Raw genomic sequence first — 15,491 nt, 5'->3', positions numbered from 1 at the left:
TGTGCTCGCAGATCCGGACCAGCCCCGTTCATGGTGGCGGCCCGGCCCGATTGCAAGCCGGCGCGTGCCCGAGCATGGCGTGAGGTGCTGGAAGGCTTCCTGCAGCGGCACGCAGCGGCGATCATGTCGGCCACGGTCGCCGGCGCGGCCAGCCGTTGGAGTGCGCAGGCGATGGTGGCAGGACGGGCAGTGGGTTGGATGCGTTGGAGCGGCCTGGCCGCCGCCGCGCTGTGGCTGGGGTCGGTCCTTGGCTTCGGCCTGCTGCATGCGGGTTACTCGCATCTGCTGCATCCGGTGGCGCTGCTGGGCGCCAAGGGCGTCGCCCACGCCCAGGCTTTCAATCTGCTGGGCTTCATCCTGCCCGGCGCGCTGGCCGGCGTCATGGCCATCCTCCTGCGCCTGCAGCTGCCACAGCCGGAAAGCTGGGGCGTGAAGGTCGGGGCGCAGCTGCTGTTCCTGTCGGCGCTGGGCTTCATCGCCATGGGCCTGTTCGCGCTGGACCCGATGCAGCTGGAAGGCGGCTCCACGCAGCTGCATTCCACCGGCTGGATGCTGTGGTGGCTGACCTTCCTGGTCGGCAGCTGGCTGCTGGCGCTGGGCCTGATGCATCACCCGGCCTGGCCGCGCCTGCTGTGGACCGGCGCGGCGCTTTCGCTGGTGATGGTGTTCCTGGCGGTGATCAGCACCGCGACCCTGGGTCCCGGGCTGGCCCAGCACCTGGCCTTCGCCTGCTGGTTCGGCTGGCTGGCCGTGTCCAGCCTGTGGATGCCGATCGCCGCGCCGCGCCGGGGGCGCTGAGCGGACCTGGACGGCATCGGCGCCAGGCCGGCTGCGGCTGGCGTTTGGCGGCCATGATGCGCTGCGGTACCCTTTGCGGCTTTGCCGTCGCAAGCCGCCGCCCATGTCCGCCGCTCCCGAACTGACCCCCTACGACCCGCAGTCGGTCGAATCCGCCGCCCAGGCCTTCTGGAGCGAGCACCGCGCCTTCGAGGCGGGCGAGACCTCCGGCAAGCCCAAGTACTACTGCCTGTCGATGCTGCCGTACCCGTCCGGCGCGCTGCACATGGGCCATGTGCGCAACTACACCATCAGCGACGTTATCAGCCGCTACAAGCGCATGACCGGGCACAACGTGCTGCAGCCGATGGGTTGGGACGCCTTCGGCCTGCCGGCCGAGAACGCGGCGATCAAGAACAAGACCCAGCCGGCGAAGTGGACCTACGCCAACATCGCGCACATGCGCAGCCAGCTGCAGTCGCTGGGCTATGCGATCGACTGGTCGCGCGAGTTCGCCACCTGCTCGCCGGAGTACTACGTCCACGAGCAGCGCATGTTCACCCGCCTGCTGCGCAAGGGCATCGCCTACCGCCGCAATGCGGTGGTGAACTGGGACCCGGTGGACCAGACCACCCTGGCCAACGAGCAGGTCATCGACGGCCGCGGCTGGCGCTCGGGCGCGCTGGTGGAAAAGCGCGAGATCCCGCAGTGGTTCCTGCGCATCACCGACTACGCACAGGAGCTGTTGGACGGGCTGGACACCCTGGAGGGCTGGCCGGAGTCGGTCAAGACCATGCAGCGCAACTGGATCGGCCGCTCCGAGGGCCTGGAGATTCAGTTCAACGTCGAGGGCGGCCATGAGCCCCTGACCGTGTTCACCACCCGGCCGGACACGCTGATGGGCGTGACCTTCGTGTCCATCGCCGGCGAGCACGCGCTGGCACTCAAGGCCGCCGCCTCCAATCCGGAGCTGGCCGCGTTCCTGGAGCAGCTCAAGCTGGGCGGCGTGTCCGAAGCCGAGCTGGAGACCCAGGAAAAGCGCGGCATGGACACCGGCCTGAAGGCCGTGCATCCGGTGACTGGCGAGACCGTGCCGGTGTGGGTGGCCAACTTTGTCCTGATGGGCTACGGCACCGGCGCGGTGATGGCCGTACCCGGCCACGACCAGCGCGATTTCGAGTTCGCCACCAAGTACCAGCTGCCGATCGTGCAGGTGGTCAGGCTGACCCAGCCGCGCAACGAGGAAGAAAGCCAGTGGAGCGCCAGCGAATGGCGCGACTGGTATTCGGACAAGACCCGCGAGGACATCGAGCTGGTGAACTCCGGCGAGTTCGATGGCCTGGATTATCGCGGCGCCTTCGAGGCGCTGGCCGAGCGCTTCGAGCGCAAGGGCCAGGGCCAGCGCCGGGTCAATTACCGGCTGCGCGACTGGGGCGTGAGCCGCCAGCGCTACTGGGGCTGCCCGATCCCGGTGATCTACTGCGACAGCTGCGGCGCGGTGCCGGTGCCGGACGACCAGCTGCCGGTGCTGCTGCCGGAGAACGTGACCCTGGATGGGGTGAAGTCGCCGATCAAGGCCGACCCGCAGTGGCGCAAGACCACCTGCCCGGAGTGCGGCAAGCCGGCCGAGCGCGAGACCGACACCTTCGACACCTTCATGGAGTCCAGCTGGTACGTGGCGCGCTACACCAGCCCGGGCGCCGAGCAGATGGTGGACAAGCGCGCCAACTACTGGATGCCGGCGGACATGTATGTCGGCGGTATCGAGCACGCGATCCTGCACCTGCTGTATTTCCGCTTCTACCACCGCCTGATGCGCGATGCGCGCATGGTGGACAGCGACGAGCCGGTGACCAACCTGCTGACCCAGGGCATGGTGATCGCCGAGACCTACTACCGCGACAACTCCGATGGTTCCAAGGACTGGATCAATCCGGCGCTGGTGGACGTGCAGCGCGACGAGAAGGGGCGCGTGGTCGGCGCCACCCTGGCCGCCGACGGCCAGCCGGTGCAGATCGGCAGCATCGAGAAGATGTCCAAGTCCAGGAGCAACGGCGTCGATCCGCAGGCCATGGTCGAAAAGTTCGGCGCCGACACCGTGCGCCTGTTCTCCATGTTCGCCGCCCCGCCGGAGCAATCCTTGGAATGGAACGAGGCCGGCGTGGAAGGCATGTCGCGCTTCCTGCGCCGCCTGTGGACGCAGGTGCAGAAGCAGGCCGCCGAGGGCGCCGCGCCGGCATTGCAGGCGCAGGACCTGAACGCGGCGCAGAAGGCCCTGCGCTGCAAGACCCACGAAACCATCGAAAAGGTCGGCTTCGACTACGGCAAGCGCCACAGCTTCAACACCGCCATCGCCGCGGTGATGGAGCTGTCCAATGCCCTGGCCAAGTTCGACGACGACAGTGCCCAGGGCCGAGCCGTGCGCCAGGAGGCGTTGGAAGCGGCGGTGCTGCTGCTCAACCCCATCACCCCGCATGCCAGCCACGCGCTGTGGCAGGCGCTGGGACATGGGCAGACGCTGCTGGAGGACCTGCCGTTCCCGCAGGCCGACGCGGCGGCGATGGTGCGCGACTCGCTCACCCTGGCGGTGCAGGTCAACGGCAAGCTGCGCGGCACCATCGAGGTCGCGGCCGATGCGCCGAAGGAGCAGATCGAGGCGCTGGCCAAGGCCGAGCCGAACACCGCCAAGTTCCTGGAGGGCATGACCATCCGCAAGGTCATCGTGGTCCCGGGCAAGATCGTCAACCTGGTCGCGGCTTGAGCCGGCGCCTGCCAAGGCGCCGCCTGCCGGTGTGGACACTGCTGGCGGTGTCCCCCGGCGCCAAGGCCTGCGCCGCCCCGCCCACGCGTGCGTCTCAAGAGGCGTTCACGCGGGCTGCGGCACCCTAGCGCGCCTGGCACCCTTGCCGACCCGCACCCGGTCCTCCAGACTTCGCCCATGAATCGACTGCTGCCGCGCCTGCTTGGCGTCCTGATCCTCGCCACGGGCCTGAGCGGCTGCGGCTTCCACCTGCGCAACAAGCTGGATCTGCCGAGCGACCTGGGCCCGGTCAAGGTGTCTTCCACCACCAAGTACAGCAAGCTGGCGCTGCTGGTGGAGCGCGGCCTGGATGCGGCCGGCGCGCAGAAGGCCGACGAGGACGCCACCGAGGTGGCCACCTTGCAGATCCTGTCCGAGCGCTGGGGCGACATGCCGATCGCGGTGGACGAGTTCGGGCGGGCGCAGGAATTCAGCCTGCGCTACGCGGCGGTGTTCGTGTTCCGCCGTGCCGATGGCAGCGTGATGGTGCCGCAGCAGGTGGTGGAGCTCTCGCGCGACTACGTGTCGCAGGCGATCGACTCCACCGGTACCAATACCGAGCGCGAGACGCTGGTCACCGAGCTGCAGCGGGAGATGTCCGCCTCCATCCTGCGGCGCGTGGACGGCGTGCTGGCGGGCGAGGCCGCGGGGCGGACCACGCGCGCCGCCGCGCCGGCCGGTCAGGCCCCGGCCAACCGGAACTGAGGTGGAGCTGACCCCTGAGCGCCTGATCGCGCAGTGCGCCGACGGCGCCCTGCAGCCGGTCTACCTCATCGCCGGGCCGGAGCTGCTGCGGGTCATCGAGGCCGCCGACGCCGTGCGTGCCGCCGCGCGCGCCCAGGGCATCGGCGAGCGTGAGGTCTTCGACGCCGATGGGCGCGACTTCGACTGGGATGCGCTGGACAGCGCGTTCAATGCGCCCAGCCTGTTCAGCGCACGGCGCCTGGTCGAGGTCCGCCTGCCCAGCGGCAAGCCGGGCAAGGACGGGGCCGAGGTCATCAGCCGCTTCTGCGCCAATCCCGCGCCGGATGTGGTGCTGCTGATCACCGCCGGCGAGTGGAGCAAGTCCCACCAGGGCAAATGGGCCGAGGCGATCTCCAGGATCGGCGTGCTGTCGGTGGCCTGGGCGGTCAAGCCGCATGAGCTGGTGGGCTGGATCGAGGCGCGCCTGCGCAGCCGTGGCCTGCGTGCCGAGCGCGATGCGGTCGCCGGGCTGGCCGAGCGCGTGGAAGGCAACCTGCTGGCGGCGGCGCAGGAGATCGACAAGCTCGCCTTGCTGAGCCAGGGCGCCACCCTGGATGCGCAGACCATGCAGTCGCTGGTGGCCGATGCCGCCCGCTACGACGTGTTCCGGCTGGTGGACGCCATGCTGGCCGGGCAAGCGGCAGCGGTCAGCCGCATGCTCGCCGGGCTACGCGCCGAAGGCGACGTGGTGGCCGGGCTGATGCCGATGATCGTGCGCGAGCTGCTGCGCACCGCCGCCCTGGCCCGGGCGCAGGCGCGCGGCGCCAACATGGCCGCGGAGATGAAGTCCCAGGGCATCTGGGACAGCAAGCAGGCGCCATTCAAACGGGCGCTGGCCCGTCACGCCGATGCCGCGCGCTGGGAGCGCTTCGTGGTCCAGGCCTCGCGCATCGACCGCATCGCCAAGGGGCGCGGCGATGGCGATGCTTGGGTCGCGCTGGAGCGGCTGTTGCTGGCCGTGGCCGAAGCCCGCGCGGTGGGATTGCTGGCGGCATGAGGGCCGGGACCGGGGACCGGGGACCGGGGACCCGGGAGGCGCAGGTCCGCGACGCCGCCCACCTGGAGCCGCCCACCGATCCCCGTGCGCTTGGGGTCACTACAGCCACGGCAGCCGCTGCTGGTCCCGGGTCCCGGGTCCCCGGTCCCCGGTCCCCGCTCCACCTGATCTACGGCGGCACCTTCGATCCGGTCCATCTGGGCCACCTGGGCATCGCCCGCAGCGCCCGCGACGCGCTGCAGGTGCCGGTGCGCCTGATGCCGGCTGCCGACCCGCCGCATCGCGACATCCCGGGGGCCAATGCCGAACAACGCGCGCAGATGCTGGAGTTGGCCGTGGCCGGCGAGACCGGGCTGCTGGTGGACCGCCGCGAACTGCAGCGGGCCGGGCGCTCCTACACCGTGGACACGCTGGAGCAGATCCGCGGCGAGATCGGCCCGGCGCAGCCTCTGGCGATCCTGATGGGGGCCGACAGCTTCGCCGGGTTGGAGGCCTGGCACCGCTGGACCGAGCTGTTCACCCTGGCGCACCTGATCGTCGCCGCCCGTGCCGGCAGCCCGCTGGGGGCCGGGGCTTCGCAGGCGCTGGCCGCCCAGACCACAGGGCGCTGGGTCCAGGAACCCGAGGACCTGCTCCATGCGCCGGCTGGGCGCCTGCTGCAACTGCCGCACACGCGCCAGCCCGAATCGGCCACCGAGGTGCGTGCCCGCATCGCTGTCGGCGGCGCCTGGGAGACCCTGCTGCCACCGCCGGTGGCCCGGTTCATCCGCATGAACCGACTGTATGGGGCCGGGCCGCTATAATCGCCGCCAACTTTCTTAGCCGATCACCCTTTTGACCAGTCAAGCCCACGTCATCAAGACCCGCCTGCCCAGCCCGCCGCCGGCGTTGCCGCTCCTGCTTGCGACCGTGCGCGAAGCGGCGGAAGAACTGAAGGCCAAAGACTTGGTCGAGATCGACGTGCGCGGCAAGTCCAGCGTCACCGACTACCTGGTCATCGCGTCCGGCACCTCGACCCGCCACGTCAAGTCGATCGCCGATGAAGTGATGAAGTTCGCCAAGAAGCTCGACGTCATGCCGCTGGGCGTGGAAGGCGAGCGCGAGGCCGAATGGGTACTGGTGGACCTGGGCGATGTGGTGGTGCACGTCATGCTGCCGCGCGTGCGCGAGTTCTACGCGCTGGAGCGCCTATGGACGGTCGGTGACAACGCGCCGGCTGAGGAGCAGGAGTGAGTGAACAGGAGTGAGGAGTGAGCAACTCGCTTGCTTTCCTCACTCCTCACTCCTCTCCACTCACTTCTCCAAATGAAAGCCCGTCTGATCGCCACCGGTGAAAAGGCCCCCGGATGGGTCGCAGAAGGGTTCGCCGAGTACCAGAAGCGTCTGTCGCACTGGCTGCCGATTGAGCTGATCGAGGTGCAGCCGGGCTTGCGCGGGAAGGGACGCGATCCGCAGCGTGCGATCGAGGACGAGGGCAAGCGTGTGTTGTCCGCGCTGCCCAAGGATCCTTTGGTGGTCGCGCTGGAAGTCACCGGCAAGCAGCTCTCTTCCGAACAACTCTCGCGGCGGCTGGAGCATTGGCGCACGCAGGGGCGCGACCTGGCATTCCTCATCGGCGGGCCGGAGGGACATTCGCCGGAGGTGCTGGCGCGGGCCGATGAAACCTGGTCGCTTGGTCCGTTGACCTTGCCGCATATGCTGGCGCGCCTGTTGGTGGCCGAGCAGCTCTATCGCGCCTGCGCCATGCTGGCCAATCATCCGTACCACCGGGCCTGACGCGACCCCCGCACGTGCGCGGCGGCTCATCAAGCTCGATGCGCACGGCCGGGAAAACAGGGCGATACGGGCACGTTGCAGGCGCCGCGGAGGAAGTTCGCGGCCGCCCATGTCATCGCCGAGCCACGCCACTACAATGCGCGCCCCTCGCACAGGCCGCACCGCATGAACATCGTTGTCGATCCCGCACTCCAGGCTTACATCGATCCGCTCACGCCTGAGGAGCATGCGGCGCTGGAGGCGAGCATCCTGGCCGAAGGCTGTCGCGATGCGCTGGTCCTGTGGGGCGATGTGCTGGTCGACGGACATAATCGTTACGGCATCTGCAGCAAGCACGGGCTGCCGTTCCAGACCATCCAGCACACGCGTTTCCAGACCATGGAAGACGTGCACCTGTGGATGATCGACCAGCACCTGGGCCGTCGCAGCGTTTCGGTATTCCAGCGCGGCGTGCTGGCCCTGCGCCGCCACCAGATCATGGTCGAGCGCCAGGCGCTGGCCGCGCAGGAACAGGGCCAGGCTGCGGCGGACGCCTCCGGCGCACAGGTGCCCGCGGACGACACGCCTTTCGCCGATTCGGTGCCGGCGCGCGAGGTGCCGGCGCCGAGCCGGGCCGAGATCGCCAAGGCCGCGCGCATTACCAGCATCCAGGCGGGCATGGTCGAGAAGATCCACAAGCAGGCCGCGCCTGAAGTCATCGCCGCGGTGCGCGATGGCAGTCTCTCGCTCAACGCCGCGGCCACGCTGGCCACGCTGCCGCAGGACGAGCAGCGTGCCGCGGCCCAGGGCGGTCAGCAGGAACTGAAGGAAGCGGCCAAGCGCGTGCGCGATGCCCGCCGCAAGCCCCGTCCGGAGGCGAGCCCTGACCCGGACGAGGAGGGCGCGCCCACCGAAGTCAGCGTGCTGCGCCGCAAGGTCGGCGAACTGCTGGAGGAGAACGCGCAACTGCGCGCGCGGGTGGCGGAGCTGGAGGCCTTGGCCGCCGCCAACGCTTGAGCTTCTGTTGGAAGTCGGGGTTGGAAGCGAAAGGGCCGGCGAATGCCGGCCCTTCGCGTTGCACCCGGTGCCTCAGCCGCGGCCGAGGCGGAAGTCGATCGGCACCAGCCCCCAAGCCTGCACTGCGCGCCCCTGGTCCATGGCCGGCTTGAACTTCCAGTGCTTGAGCACGTGACGGCGCGCGCTGTCGTCCAGGCTGCGGCTGCCACTGCTGCGCTCGACCAGGACGTCGATCGGCGTGCCATCGGTATCGACCAGGATCTTCAACAGCACCGTGCCCTCGGTGCCGCTGCGCACCTCGCGGGCCGGGTAGGGCGGCGGCGAGGCCACGGCGTACTGGAGCGAGGCGCCCTCCAGCGGCGCGGTGGACAGCGAGGGCCCTGGTTCGGCCACCAGCGGCGCGCTGGTTTCGGTGGGCGCGTTCGGAAGCTCCAGTGGGGCTTCCTGCACAACCTGGTCCATCGGGCGCGGCGGCATTTCGATGGGGCGCGTCGGCGTGGCGGGCGTGGGCGGTTGCGGCCTGGGTGGCTGCTCCTGCACCACCGGCACGGGCGGCTTGGGCACCTGGATGGGGATCTGCCAGCGCGGCGGATCCTCCTGCGCGCGCTTGGTCTGCACGCGCGGCATCGCCATGGGCACCAGCAACAGCAGGAACACCAGGGCGTGGACGCCGATGGCCGTGGACAACGCCAGGATGCGCTGCAGGCTGAGACCGCTGTCTTTTCCGAACTGTAGTGCGCGAACCATGATCCACCTCCTTGAGCCAGGACAAGTGACAGGAACAACGCGCGGGTAGGGCGAGTGGGGTGATCCGTACAGCCCCGATGGACCCGCGATCCGAAGATGCGCCCATCGGTCGGTGAAATGCAACTGCGGGCTCAGTCCTCGGCCAGTGCCTGGATCAGCGGCTGCAGCTGCGCCGCATACGGGGCCCACTTCGGCGTCTGCCGGGACTGGATGCCGCCGCGCACCTGCACGGCGCTGGCGGTCACCACCCCGCGCTTGCGCTCGCTCAGTTCCAGCATGGCGGGGGTGAAGTCCAGCCCGCAGAAGGTGCAGACTTCGCGCAGCACCGCCTCGGGCTCGCGCACCAGGCGCGCATAGTCGACATCGAGGATGCGTCCTGGATGGCTGGCATGCCAATGCCGCATCAGCCGCCGGTAGTGACGATGGAAGTGGGCCAGCTCCTGCTGGTCGTAGCTGTAGGGGTTGGCCTCGGAGAACAGCTCGCGCAGGTTGGAGAAGCAGGTCTCCACCGGGTCGCGCACCATGTGCAGGATCCTGGCCTGCGGCAGCGCCCGGGCGATGAAGCCGATGTTGAGGAAGTTGGACGGCAGCTTGTCGGTGAAGAAGCGCTGCGCGCCCAGCCGCCACGATGTTGTCTGCAGGTAGCGCTGCCCGGCCTGGGCCAGGTCGGCGCCGCGGGCCTTGTCCACCAGCGTCCGGTCCACGACCCCTCGGCAGTGGTAATCCGTGGCCTGGCGCATGGCACTGGTGAAGTCGTAGAGCTCGCCTACGCCATGAACGTCCTCCGAGCCAGCCAGCAGCTGCTCGAGCAGCGTGGTGCCCGAGCGATGCATGCCGACGATGAAGATCGGGGTCGCCGTCACGTCTGCCACCGGGTCGTGCACCGACGCGCTCGCCGCGTGCTGGAAGTCGACCAGCGAGGAAAAGAGCGCGTCGGTCTCGCGCATGTCGTAGCGAAGGACCGCGCGTTTGCATTGGCAAGCCGCCGCCAATGCCTCCCAGGCGGCCGCGTGATCCCCAAGGTCGTCCAGTTCCTTGTGCAGGGCGAAGTTCAACAGCGCGTTTTCCTGCTGGCTTCGCCCGGGACGGGCCAGCTGGGCGCGGATCGCATCGACATGGTGGGCGTTGCGGGTCTGCTTGCGCAGTGCCGATTGCAGCCACCAGCCCTGGGCGATTTCCGGCGCGCGCTTGAGCGCCCGGGCGATGTCGGCCTCGGCCTCATGGAAGCGACCGAGGTAGGTCAGCACCTGGGTCCGGGCGATCAAGGTGGGCGGGTAGTCCGGGTCGGCGCCACGGGCTTCATCCAGCAATGCGATGGCGCGCTCGGGAAGGTTCAGATAGGTCAGCTGCGCCGCCGTGCCAAGCAACAGCGGGATGGGCATCTGCGATGCGGGCAGCATGCGCGCCACGCATTCCAGCAGCGCTGGCCCCTCGTTGAACGTGCGCAGACGCGGCAGCAGTTCCGAGAGCACGCCCGGGTGGCGAGTGCCGGTGGCGCTGGCCCTGAGCGCGTACTGGTGCGCGCTGCGATAGCGCCCCGCGAGCGAGTGCATGTAGGAGAGCTGGACAAGCAGGTAGGGCTCCTGCGGTACTTGGCTCAACGCCTGTTCGAGCAGGGCGATGGCTCCTGCGATGTCACCATCGGCCGCCCTGGATTCTGCCCGCGCGACCAAGGTCGCCAAGCCACCCTGCCCGGCGGGGGTGCGGCCATTCATGACGCAGACCCCATCAATTGCAGCAATGGCTGCAGCGGCGCTTCGTAACGCCTCCACGCCTCGATGGCCTCGGTGTTGATCGGGCGGCGCACCTGCGCGCTGCTGGCGGTGGCCACCGGGCTGGTATTGCCACGCATGTCGGTCAGGCCAGGCGCTGGCGGCAAGCCGATGAACTCGAGCAGGGACGCGGTCACCGGTTCCGGCGCGGCGACCAGCTCTTCGTACTGCACGATCCTGATCGACTGCGGCGCGCGCGCGGCCCAGGCGTCGGCCCAGCGGTAGGCCGCGCGCACATGCGCGGCCAGGGACGAAAAATCGTAGCTGTAGGCGTAGGCGCCGCCCTGGAACAGTTCCTTCAGATTGGAGAAGGCCGCATCCATCGGCGCGCGCTTGAGGATGAGGATGCGCGCCTGGGGCAGCGCGCGCAGGATCAACGGGATGTTGAACAGGTTCTGCGGATTCTTGTCCAGCGCGAACGCGGTTGCCGAGGCGTGCCTGCGCAGGCGTTGCAGATACAGATGGCCGACGGCGCGGTGATCGATGTCGACCAGCGTCCCCGGGTTCTGCGCCTGCAGCAGGGTGGTGAAGAATTGATCGGCCACCTCGCTCACCGCAGCGCCGAAGTCGTTACGCTCGCCGACCGAGCTGACCCAGCCATGGTTCCCGACAATGCGCTCCAGCAGCGTGGTTCCGGTCCTGGGCAAGCCGACGACGAAGATCGGGATCGGTGAGGGCAGGGGCTGTAGCGCGCGCTGGTTGAGGGAAATCTTCCAGTCGATCCGAGCGGACTGATCGAGCGCCTCCTCCGTCGTGTCCGATGCCTTGGGGATGATGCGAGTCATGCTGTCCAGCCCTGCGCGCAAAGCGTCCCAGGCCGGGTCCAGCTCGCCCGCGTCCTGCAGTTCCCGGAACAGGGCGAAGCACAGATGCGCGTGCTCGATCGAGCCGGGGCTCGATTTGCCCACGGCCGCGCGGACCCTTGGGACGCGCGCGCCAGGCGTTGGCGCGCGCGCATGGGTGGCAATCGCCCAGTGCGTGTCGGGCAGGTCGGGAGCCAGCTGCAGGGCGTGTTCGTAAGCGGCCGAGGCCTCATCCATCCTGCCGAGATAGCGCAGCACGTTGGCGCGGGTCAGCGCCATGAGCGGATGCGGCGGGATACGCGGCGTGAGCGTATCGATGAAGCGCAGGCTGTCCTCGTAGCGGCCGGCCAGCCACAGATGCTGCGCGAGCACCGGCGACTGCCGGACCACATCCGGGTCCTGCCAATCGGTGGAGAGGATGAGGGAGGAGACCTCGAGCTCTTCGCTGAACTCCAGCAGCCGCTGAGTGACATAGGACATCAGGCGCGTGCGCTGTCCCAGGCGGACGGCATCGGCGGCATCGCGCGCGTACTGCCGCGATTGTCGGTAGCGTCCCTGAAACTGCGTGAACCTTGAGAGTCTCAGCAGGGCCGGCACATGGTGCGCATCGACAGAGACGATTTGCGCGTATCGCTCGATGGCCGCATCGACGGCGCCGGCTTTCTCCAGGTCCTGCGCCTGACTCCAGAGCTGATCCAACTGGCGTGCGATGGCTTGGCGATCGGTCATGGATCGATGTTAGAGGATGGGGGCAGAGGCGGAAAAGCAGACGGCCGCCCGAAGGCGGCCGTCCGGGACATCTGTCGGCGCGGGGCCGTCAGAAGTCGTACTGCACCATGAAGCGGAAGCTGCGCGGTGCCTGGGTCGAACGCCAGCGGCCATACGTGGCCAACGGCGCACCGGTCGTCGCATCCTCGGCCACTTCGCTGATCGCCGTCACCTTCTGGTTGTCGAAGACGTTGAACACGTCCATCTTGAACTGCAGGCCAGGCGCCCAGCTCGGGAAGTACGCGACGTTCAGGTCGATCGTATTGGTCCAGGGCAGGCGTCCTGCGGTACCACGCGGCACCGCCACGGACGGGCCGTCCGCGCCACCGGCCTCGGTCGTGCCGCAACGGAAGAACGAGGACCCGTAGGGATGGATGCCGCCGTTGTACGGATAGAGCACGCCCAGGCAGTTCTTCGGACGGCCGGACTGCACCAGCACGTTGCCGCCGATCGACCACTCGTCGGTGATCTGGTAGGCGCCGAACAGCTTGAAGCTGTGGCGACGGTCGTTGGGCAGGTAGCCGTAGGCGTCGACCATCAGTTCCTTGTAGTCGAAGTCCTGGGTGACGCTGGTATCGGCCTGGCCGATATCGGACTTCACGCCGCCCTCGGTATTGCCCTTGTTCCAGCCGATGGTCCAGGAACCCTGCAGGAACAGGCGATCCCAGCCGCCGTCCCAGAACAGTTCCAGCGCCTTGTAGCTGCGCTTGGCCTTGGGCGAGAGCAGGTCCGCGGCGACGGTGTATTCGGTCAGCTGGCCGTTGTCTTCCAGGTCGGTCAGGAACACCGAATCCTTGCCTGGGTTGAACATGCGGCAATACGGAAAGCCGCTGTTGGGCAGCACCGGCTCATAGCCATCGGCCACGGCCTGGTTGTAGATCGGCGTGTAGTCGCAGTTGTCGTCGATGGCGGCCTTGAGCTTGCGGTAGATGCCGCGCGCACCGATGTTCTGGTGGTCCGTCAGTTGCTTCTGGAAGCCCAGGATGAACTCGTCCTGGTACATCGGGTCCAGGTTGGTGGAGGCGATGGTGGCAGGATTCTTCGGCTCGCCGAACTCACCGTTGACGTAGCTCAGGCCGCCGCGCGGGGTGGTGCCGATCGGCGCGCCGGTCTGCGGGTCCACGCCGGTGTAGTTGAAGTTCTGCCGGGTGAACAGCGAGGCGCTGGCGCCACGAACGGCGACGCTGGGGGTCAGCGGCAGCGCGTAGCGACCGGCGTTGCCGTAGATCTTCAGCGTCGAATCGCCGTTGACGTCCCAGGAGAAGCCCAGGCGCGGCCCGAACTGCTTGTCGATCTTGACGTAGCTCTGGCCCTCGCCGTTGAGGTTTTCGAAGGTGTCCCAGCGTGCGCCCAGGTAAGCGAGGAAATTGTCGGTGATCTTCCAACTGTCCTCGACGTAGAACGCCCACTGCTTCAGCTTGACCGTGGAGCCCTGGTTGACGATCTGCTCGCGGACGATGTCGGTCTCGTCGCCCGAATTGGCGATGCCATCGGGGTTGACCGTGGAGTAGCGCCACAAGCGACCGCCCTCGATGGACTGTCCGGCCACCGACTCGAAATCGTCGCGGTCGTAGCCGAAGCGAATCAGGTGATCGCCCACGGACCATTCGGCGTCGATGCGGTACTGGTTGCGCTCGTCCTGCGCATCGCGCCGGTCGATCGAGCCATCGGTGATGTTGCAGTTCGAGCTATAGGTGCCGGTGATGTTCTGGCGATAGGTCGGGCGTGCATCCAGGATGCGCGGGCAGCCGGTGGCGGGCTCGTTGAGGTTGCCGCCGTACTCCACCAGCAGGCCGTCGGCGGTGCGCAGGTGCTGGTTGCGGGTGAACGTGCCGTTGCCGTACAGCGCCGAGACCGTGAAGGTGTCGGTGAGGTAGCCGGTGTACTTGCCGATGTAGAACTTGCCGCCGTCCTCGGTGTAGTTGGTGCCGATCTTGGCGTTGGTGCCATAGCGATACGAGGCTTCCTCGCTCTCGCTCTCCGAGTTGAAGCCGGTGAATTCCAGCTTGTTGTTCTCGTTGATGTCCCAGTCCAGCTTGACCAGCCAGTTGGGGCGCTTGACGGCGCGGCGTGTGCCGTTGCCTTCGGTGTACTCGGTCGCGCCCAGCGCGTTCTTCTCGCGGCCGTACTGCACCAGGCCGTAGGCGAACAGCTTGTCCTGGATCAGCGCGCCGCCGGCCCACAGTGCCGTGGTCCACTGCTCGTCGAAGTTGCCCGAGTTGTCGCGGTAGAGTTCGCCCGAAGAGCCCGGATCCAGCGGGTTGTTGAGATAGAAGCTGGTCTGTTCGGCCTGCAGCCCCTTGGGCGACCAGAAGACGTTGCCGCCGGCGTGGAACTCGTTGGTGCCGCGCTTGGTGATCTGGTTGACCACACCGCCGGTGGAACGGCCGAATTCGGCGCCGTAGCCGCCGGTCTTGACCTGCGACTGGGAGATCGCCTCGAACGGCACCTGGGCGAAGTCCAGGTTGCGGAAGGTGTTGGTGGCGTTGAAGCCGTTGACGTAGTACTGGTTCTCCGCCACCGACGAGCCGCCGAAGGAGGCCAGGTTGCCGAAGGCGTTGTCGCCGCGCACGGTACCCGGGGCCAGCAGCGCCACCGAGGTCGTGTCGCGCAACACCGGCATCTTGGCGATCTGCTCGGCGCTCAGGATCGAGGTGGATTCGACAGAGGACACGTCGATGGGATTGACGCTGGTCGAAGCGCGGACGGTGATGGTGTCCAGCGTGGAGGTCGCGCTGGCGCTGGAGAAGTTCACCGGCGTACCGGTGCCGACGCTGACGTTGACGCCTTCGCGCGTGGAAGAGGTGCCGTCGCTGCCCTGATAGGTGACCGTATAGGTGCCGGCCGGCAGAGCCGAGAAGCGATAGGCACCATCGGCGCCCACGGTAATCGTGCGGCTGAAGCCCGTGGACGGGTTCTGCACCTGGACGGTCGCCCCGGTGGCGGCTTGGCCGAAGATCGCACCGGCGGTATTGGACTGCGCCTGAAGGCCGCCGATGAAGCACATGCTCAGGGCGGCGCTCAGGGCGCTGCGCTGCAGGACTGTTCTGGTTCGAGGATGGACTGCCACGCGATCTCTCCGCTGTCTGGATGGTCTGTGCCGGTCGATGACACCGCGTGTCATCTCGGTCACGTGACCGGGACGCTATCCATCAGTCAGCTTCAAGTCACGAAAATTTAAGGAAGTGGCAATGCCAGTTTTACATTCGCACAGACGTCAGCGGAGCTTTGTCTTTTGTAAACAATCGGTTACGAAAGACCGGGGGAGCGCTAACGCAAAGCGCCGTTTTGCGCCGCACAAGAGTAATGCG

Annotated in this window: 12 protein-coding genes; 8 read left to right on the top strand and 4 right to left on the bottom strand. The window is 67.9% G+C overall.

The genetic code is table 11. From position 1 onward, the window contains the following. Positions 1 to 84: 84 nt before the first annotated feature. From EPA99_RS00955 to EPA99_RS00920, 8 genes are all read left to right on the top strand, one after another. On the top strand, positions 85 to 798 hold the full coding sequence (locus tag EPA99_RS00955) for a DUF998 domain-containing protein (RefSeq protein ID WP_206733658.1): 714 nt from the start codon (positions 85 to 87) through the stop codon (positions 796 to 798). 103 nt (positions 799 to 901) lie between these two features. Continuing rightward, positions 902 to 3,538: a leucine--tRNA ligase gene (leuS, locus tag EPA99_RS00950; RefSeq protein ID WP_129469321.1), complete on the top strand. Its 2,637-nt coding sequence runs from the start codon at positions 902 to 904 to the stop codon at positions 3,536 to 3,538. A gap of 189 nt (positions 3,539 to 3,727) precedes the next feature. Next, on the top strand, positions 3,728 to 4,282 hold the full coding sequence (locus EPA99_RS00945) for an LPS-assembly lipoprotein LptE (protein WP_129469743.1): 555 nt from the start codon (positions 3,728 to 3,730) through the stop codon (positions 4,280 to 4,282). Between the two features lies 1 nt (position 4,283). Further along, positions 4,284 to 5,318: a DNA polymerase III subunit delta gene (gene holA, locus EPA99_RS00940; protein ID WP_129469320.1), complete on the top strand. Its 1,035-nt coding sequence runs from the start codon at positions 4,284 to 4,286 to the stop codon at positions 5,316 to 5,318. Next, positions 5,315 to 6,121, top strand: a complete 807-nt coding sequence (gene nadD / locus EPA99_RS00935) for a nicotinate-nucleotide adenylyltransferase (protein ID WP_129469319.1) — start codon at positions 5,315 to 5,317, stop codon at positions 6,119 to 6,121. The genes holA and nadD overlap by 4 nt, the downstream gene beginning before the upstream one ends. Positions 6,122 to 6,152: 31 nt before the next feature. Further along, positions 6,153 to 6,551 (top strand): ribosome silencing factor, encoded by a 399-nt coding sequence (gene rsfS, locus EPA99_RS00930; RefSeq protein ID WP_129469318.1) that lies wholly within the window; start codon positions 6,153 to 6,155, stop codon positions 6,549 to 6,551. Between the two features lie 72 nt (positions 6,552 to 6,623). Further along, positions 6,624 to 7,094: a 23S rRNA (pseudouridine(1915)-N(3))-methyltransferase RlmH gene (rlmH, locus tag EPA99_RS00925; RefSeq protein ID WP_129469742.1), complete on the top strand. Its 471-nt coding sequence runs from the start codon at positions 6,624 to 6,626 to the stop codon at positions 7,092 to 7,094. A 165-nt stretch (positions 7,095 to 7,259) separates the two neighbouring features. Beyond that, positions 7,260 to 8,090: a ParB N-terminal domain-containing protein gene (locus EPA99_RS00920; RefSeq protein WP_129469317.1), complete on the top strand. Its 831-nt coding sequence runs from the start codon at positions 7,260 to 7,262 to the stop codon at positions 8,088 to 8,090. 72 nt (positions 8,091 to 8,162) lie between these two features. On the opposite strand, the gene EPA99_RS00915 is transcribed toward EPA99_RS00920, so the two are convergent. From EPA99_RS00915 to EPA99_RS00900, 4 genes are all read right to left on the bottom strand, one after another. Then, positions 8,163 to 8,837: an energy transducer TonB gene (locus tag EPA99_RS00915; protein WP_129469316.1), complete on the bottom strand. Its 675-nt coding sequence runs from the start codon at positions 8,835 to 8,837 to the stop codon at positions 8,163 to 8,165. A gap of 131 nt (positions 8,838 to 8,968) precedes the next feature. Continuing rightward, positions 8,969 to 10,552 carry a tetratricopeptide repeat-containing sulfotransferase family protein gene (locus tag EPA99_RS00910; RefSeq protein ID WP_129469315.1) on the bottom strand — a complete coding sequence of 528 codons (1,584 nt, stop codon included), beginning with the start codon at positions 10,550 to 10,552 and terminating at the stop codon, positions 8,969 to 8,971. After that, a complete protein-coding gene (locus EPA99_RS00905) occupies positions 10,549 to 12,141 on the bottom strand; it encodes a tetratricopeptide repeat-containing sulfotransferase family protein (RefSeq protein WP_129469314.1) in 1,593 nt (530 codons plus the stop codon). The genes EPA99_RS00910 and EPA99_RS00905 overlap by 4 nt, the downstream gene beginning before the upstream one ends. Before the next feature lie 88 nt (positions 12,142 to 12,229). Continuing rightward, a complete protein-coding gene (locus EPA99_RS00900; protein WP_164978517.1) occupies positions 12,230 to 15,250 on the bottom strand; it encodes a TonB-dependent receptor in 3,021 nt (1,006 codons plus the stop codon). Positions 15,251 to 15,491: the final 241 nt, after the last annotated feature.

This window comes from Pseudoxanthomonas composti, assembly GCF_004122095.1.
GTDB classification, from domain to species: Bacteria; Pseudomonadota; Gammaproteobacteria; order Xanthomonadales; family Xanthomonadaceae; genus Pseudoxanthomonas_A; species Pseudoxanthomonas_A composti.
The sequence above is the reverse complement of the archived record's forward strand: the minus strand, read 5'-3'. Positions and strand labels throughout refer to the sequence as shown.

What these genes read in the sequence shown, in the direction of transcription:
- leuS (WP_129469321.1), top strand. Translation starts at nt 902, where the DNA reads ATGTCCGCCGCTCCCGAACTGACCCCCTACGACCCGCAGTCGGTCGAA.
- nadD (WP_129469319.1), top strand. Translation starts at nt 5,315, where the DNA reads ATGAGGGCCGGGACCGGGGACCGGGGACCGGGGACCCGGGAGGCGCAG.
- rlmH (WP_129469742.1), top strand. Translation starts at nt 6,624, where the DNA reads ATGAAAGCCCGTCTGATCGCCACCGGTGAAAAGGCCCCCGGATGGGTC.
- EPA99_RS00920 (WP_129469317.1), top strand. Translation starts at nt 7,260, where the DNA reads ATGAACATCGTTGTCGATCCCGCACTCCAGGCTTACATCGATCCGCTC.
- EPA99_RS00915 (WP_129469316.1), bottom strand. Translation starts at nt 8,837, where the DNA reads ATGGTTCGCGCACTACAGTTCGGAAAAGACAGCGGTCTCAGCCTGCAG.
- EPA99_RS00910 (WP_129469315.1), bottom strand. Translation starts at nt 10,552, where the DNA reads ATGAATGGCCGCACCCCCGCCGGGCAGGGTGGCTTGGCGACCTTGGTC.
- EPA99_RS00905 (WP_129469314.1), bottom strand. Translation starts at nt 12,141, where the DNA reads ATGACCGATCGCCAAGCCATCGCACGCCAGTTGGATCAGCTCTGGAGT.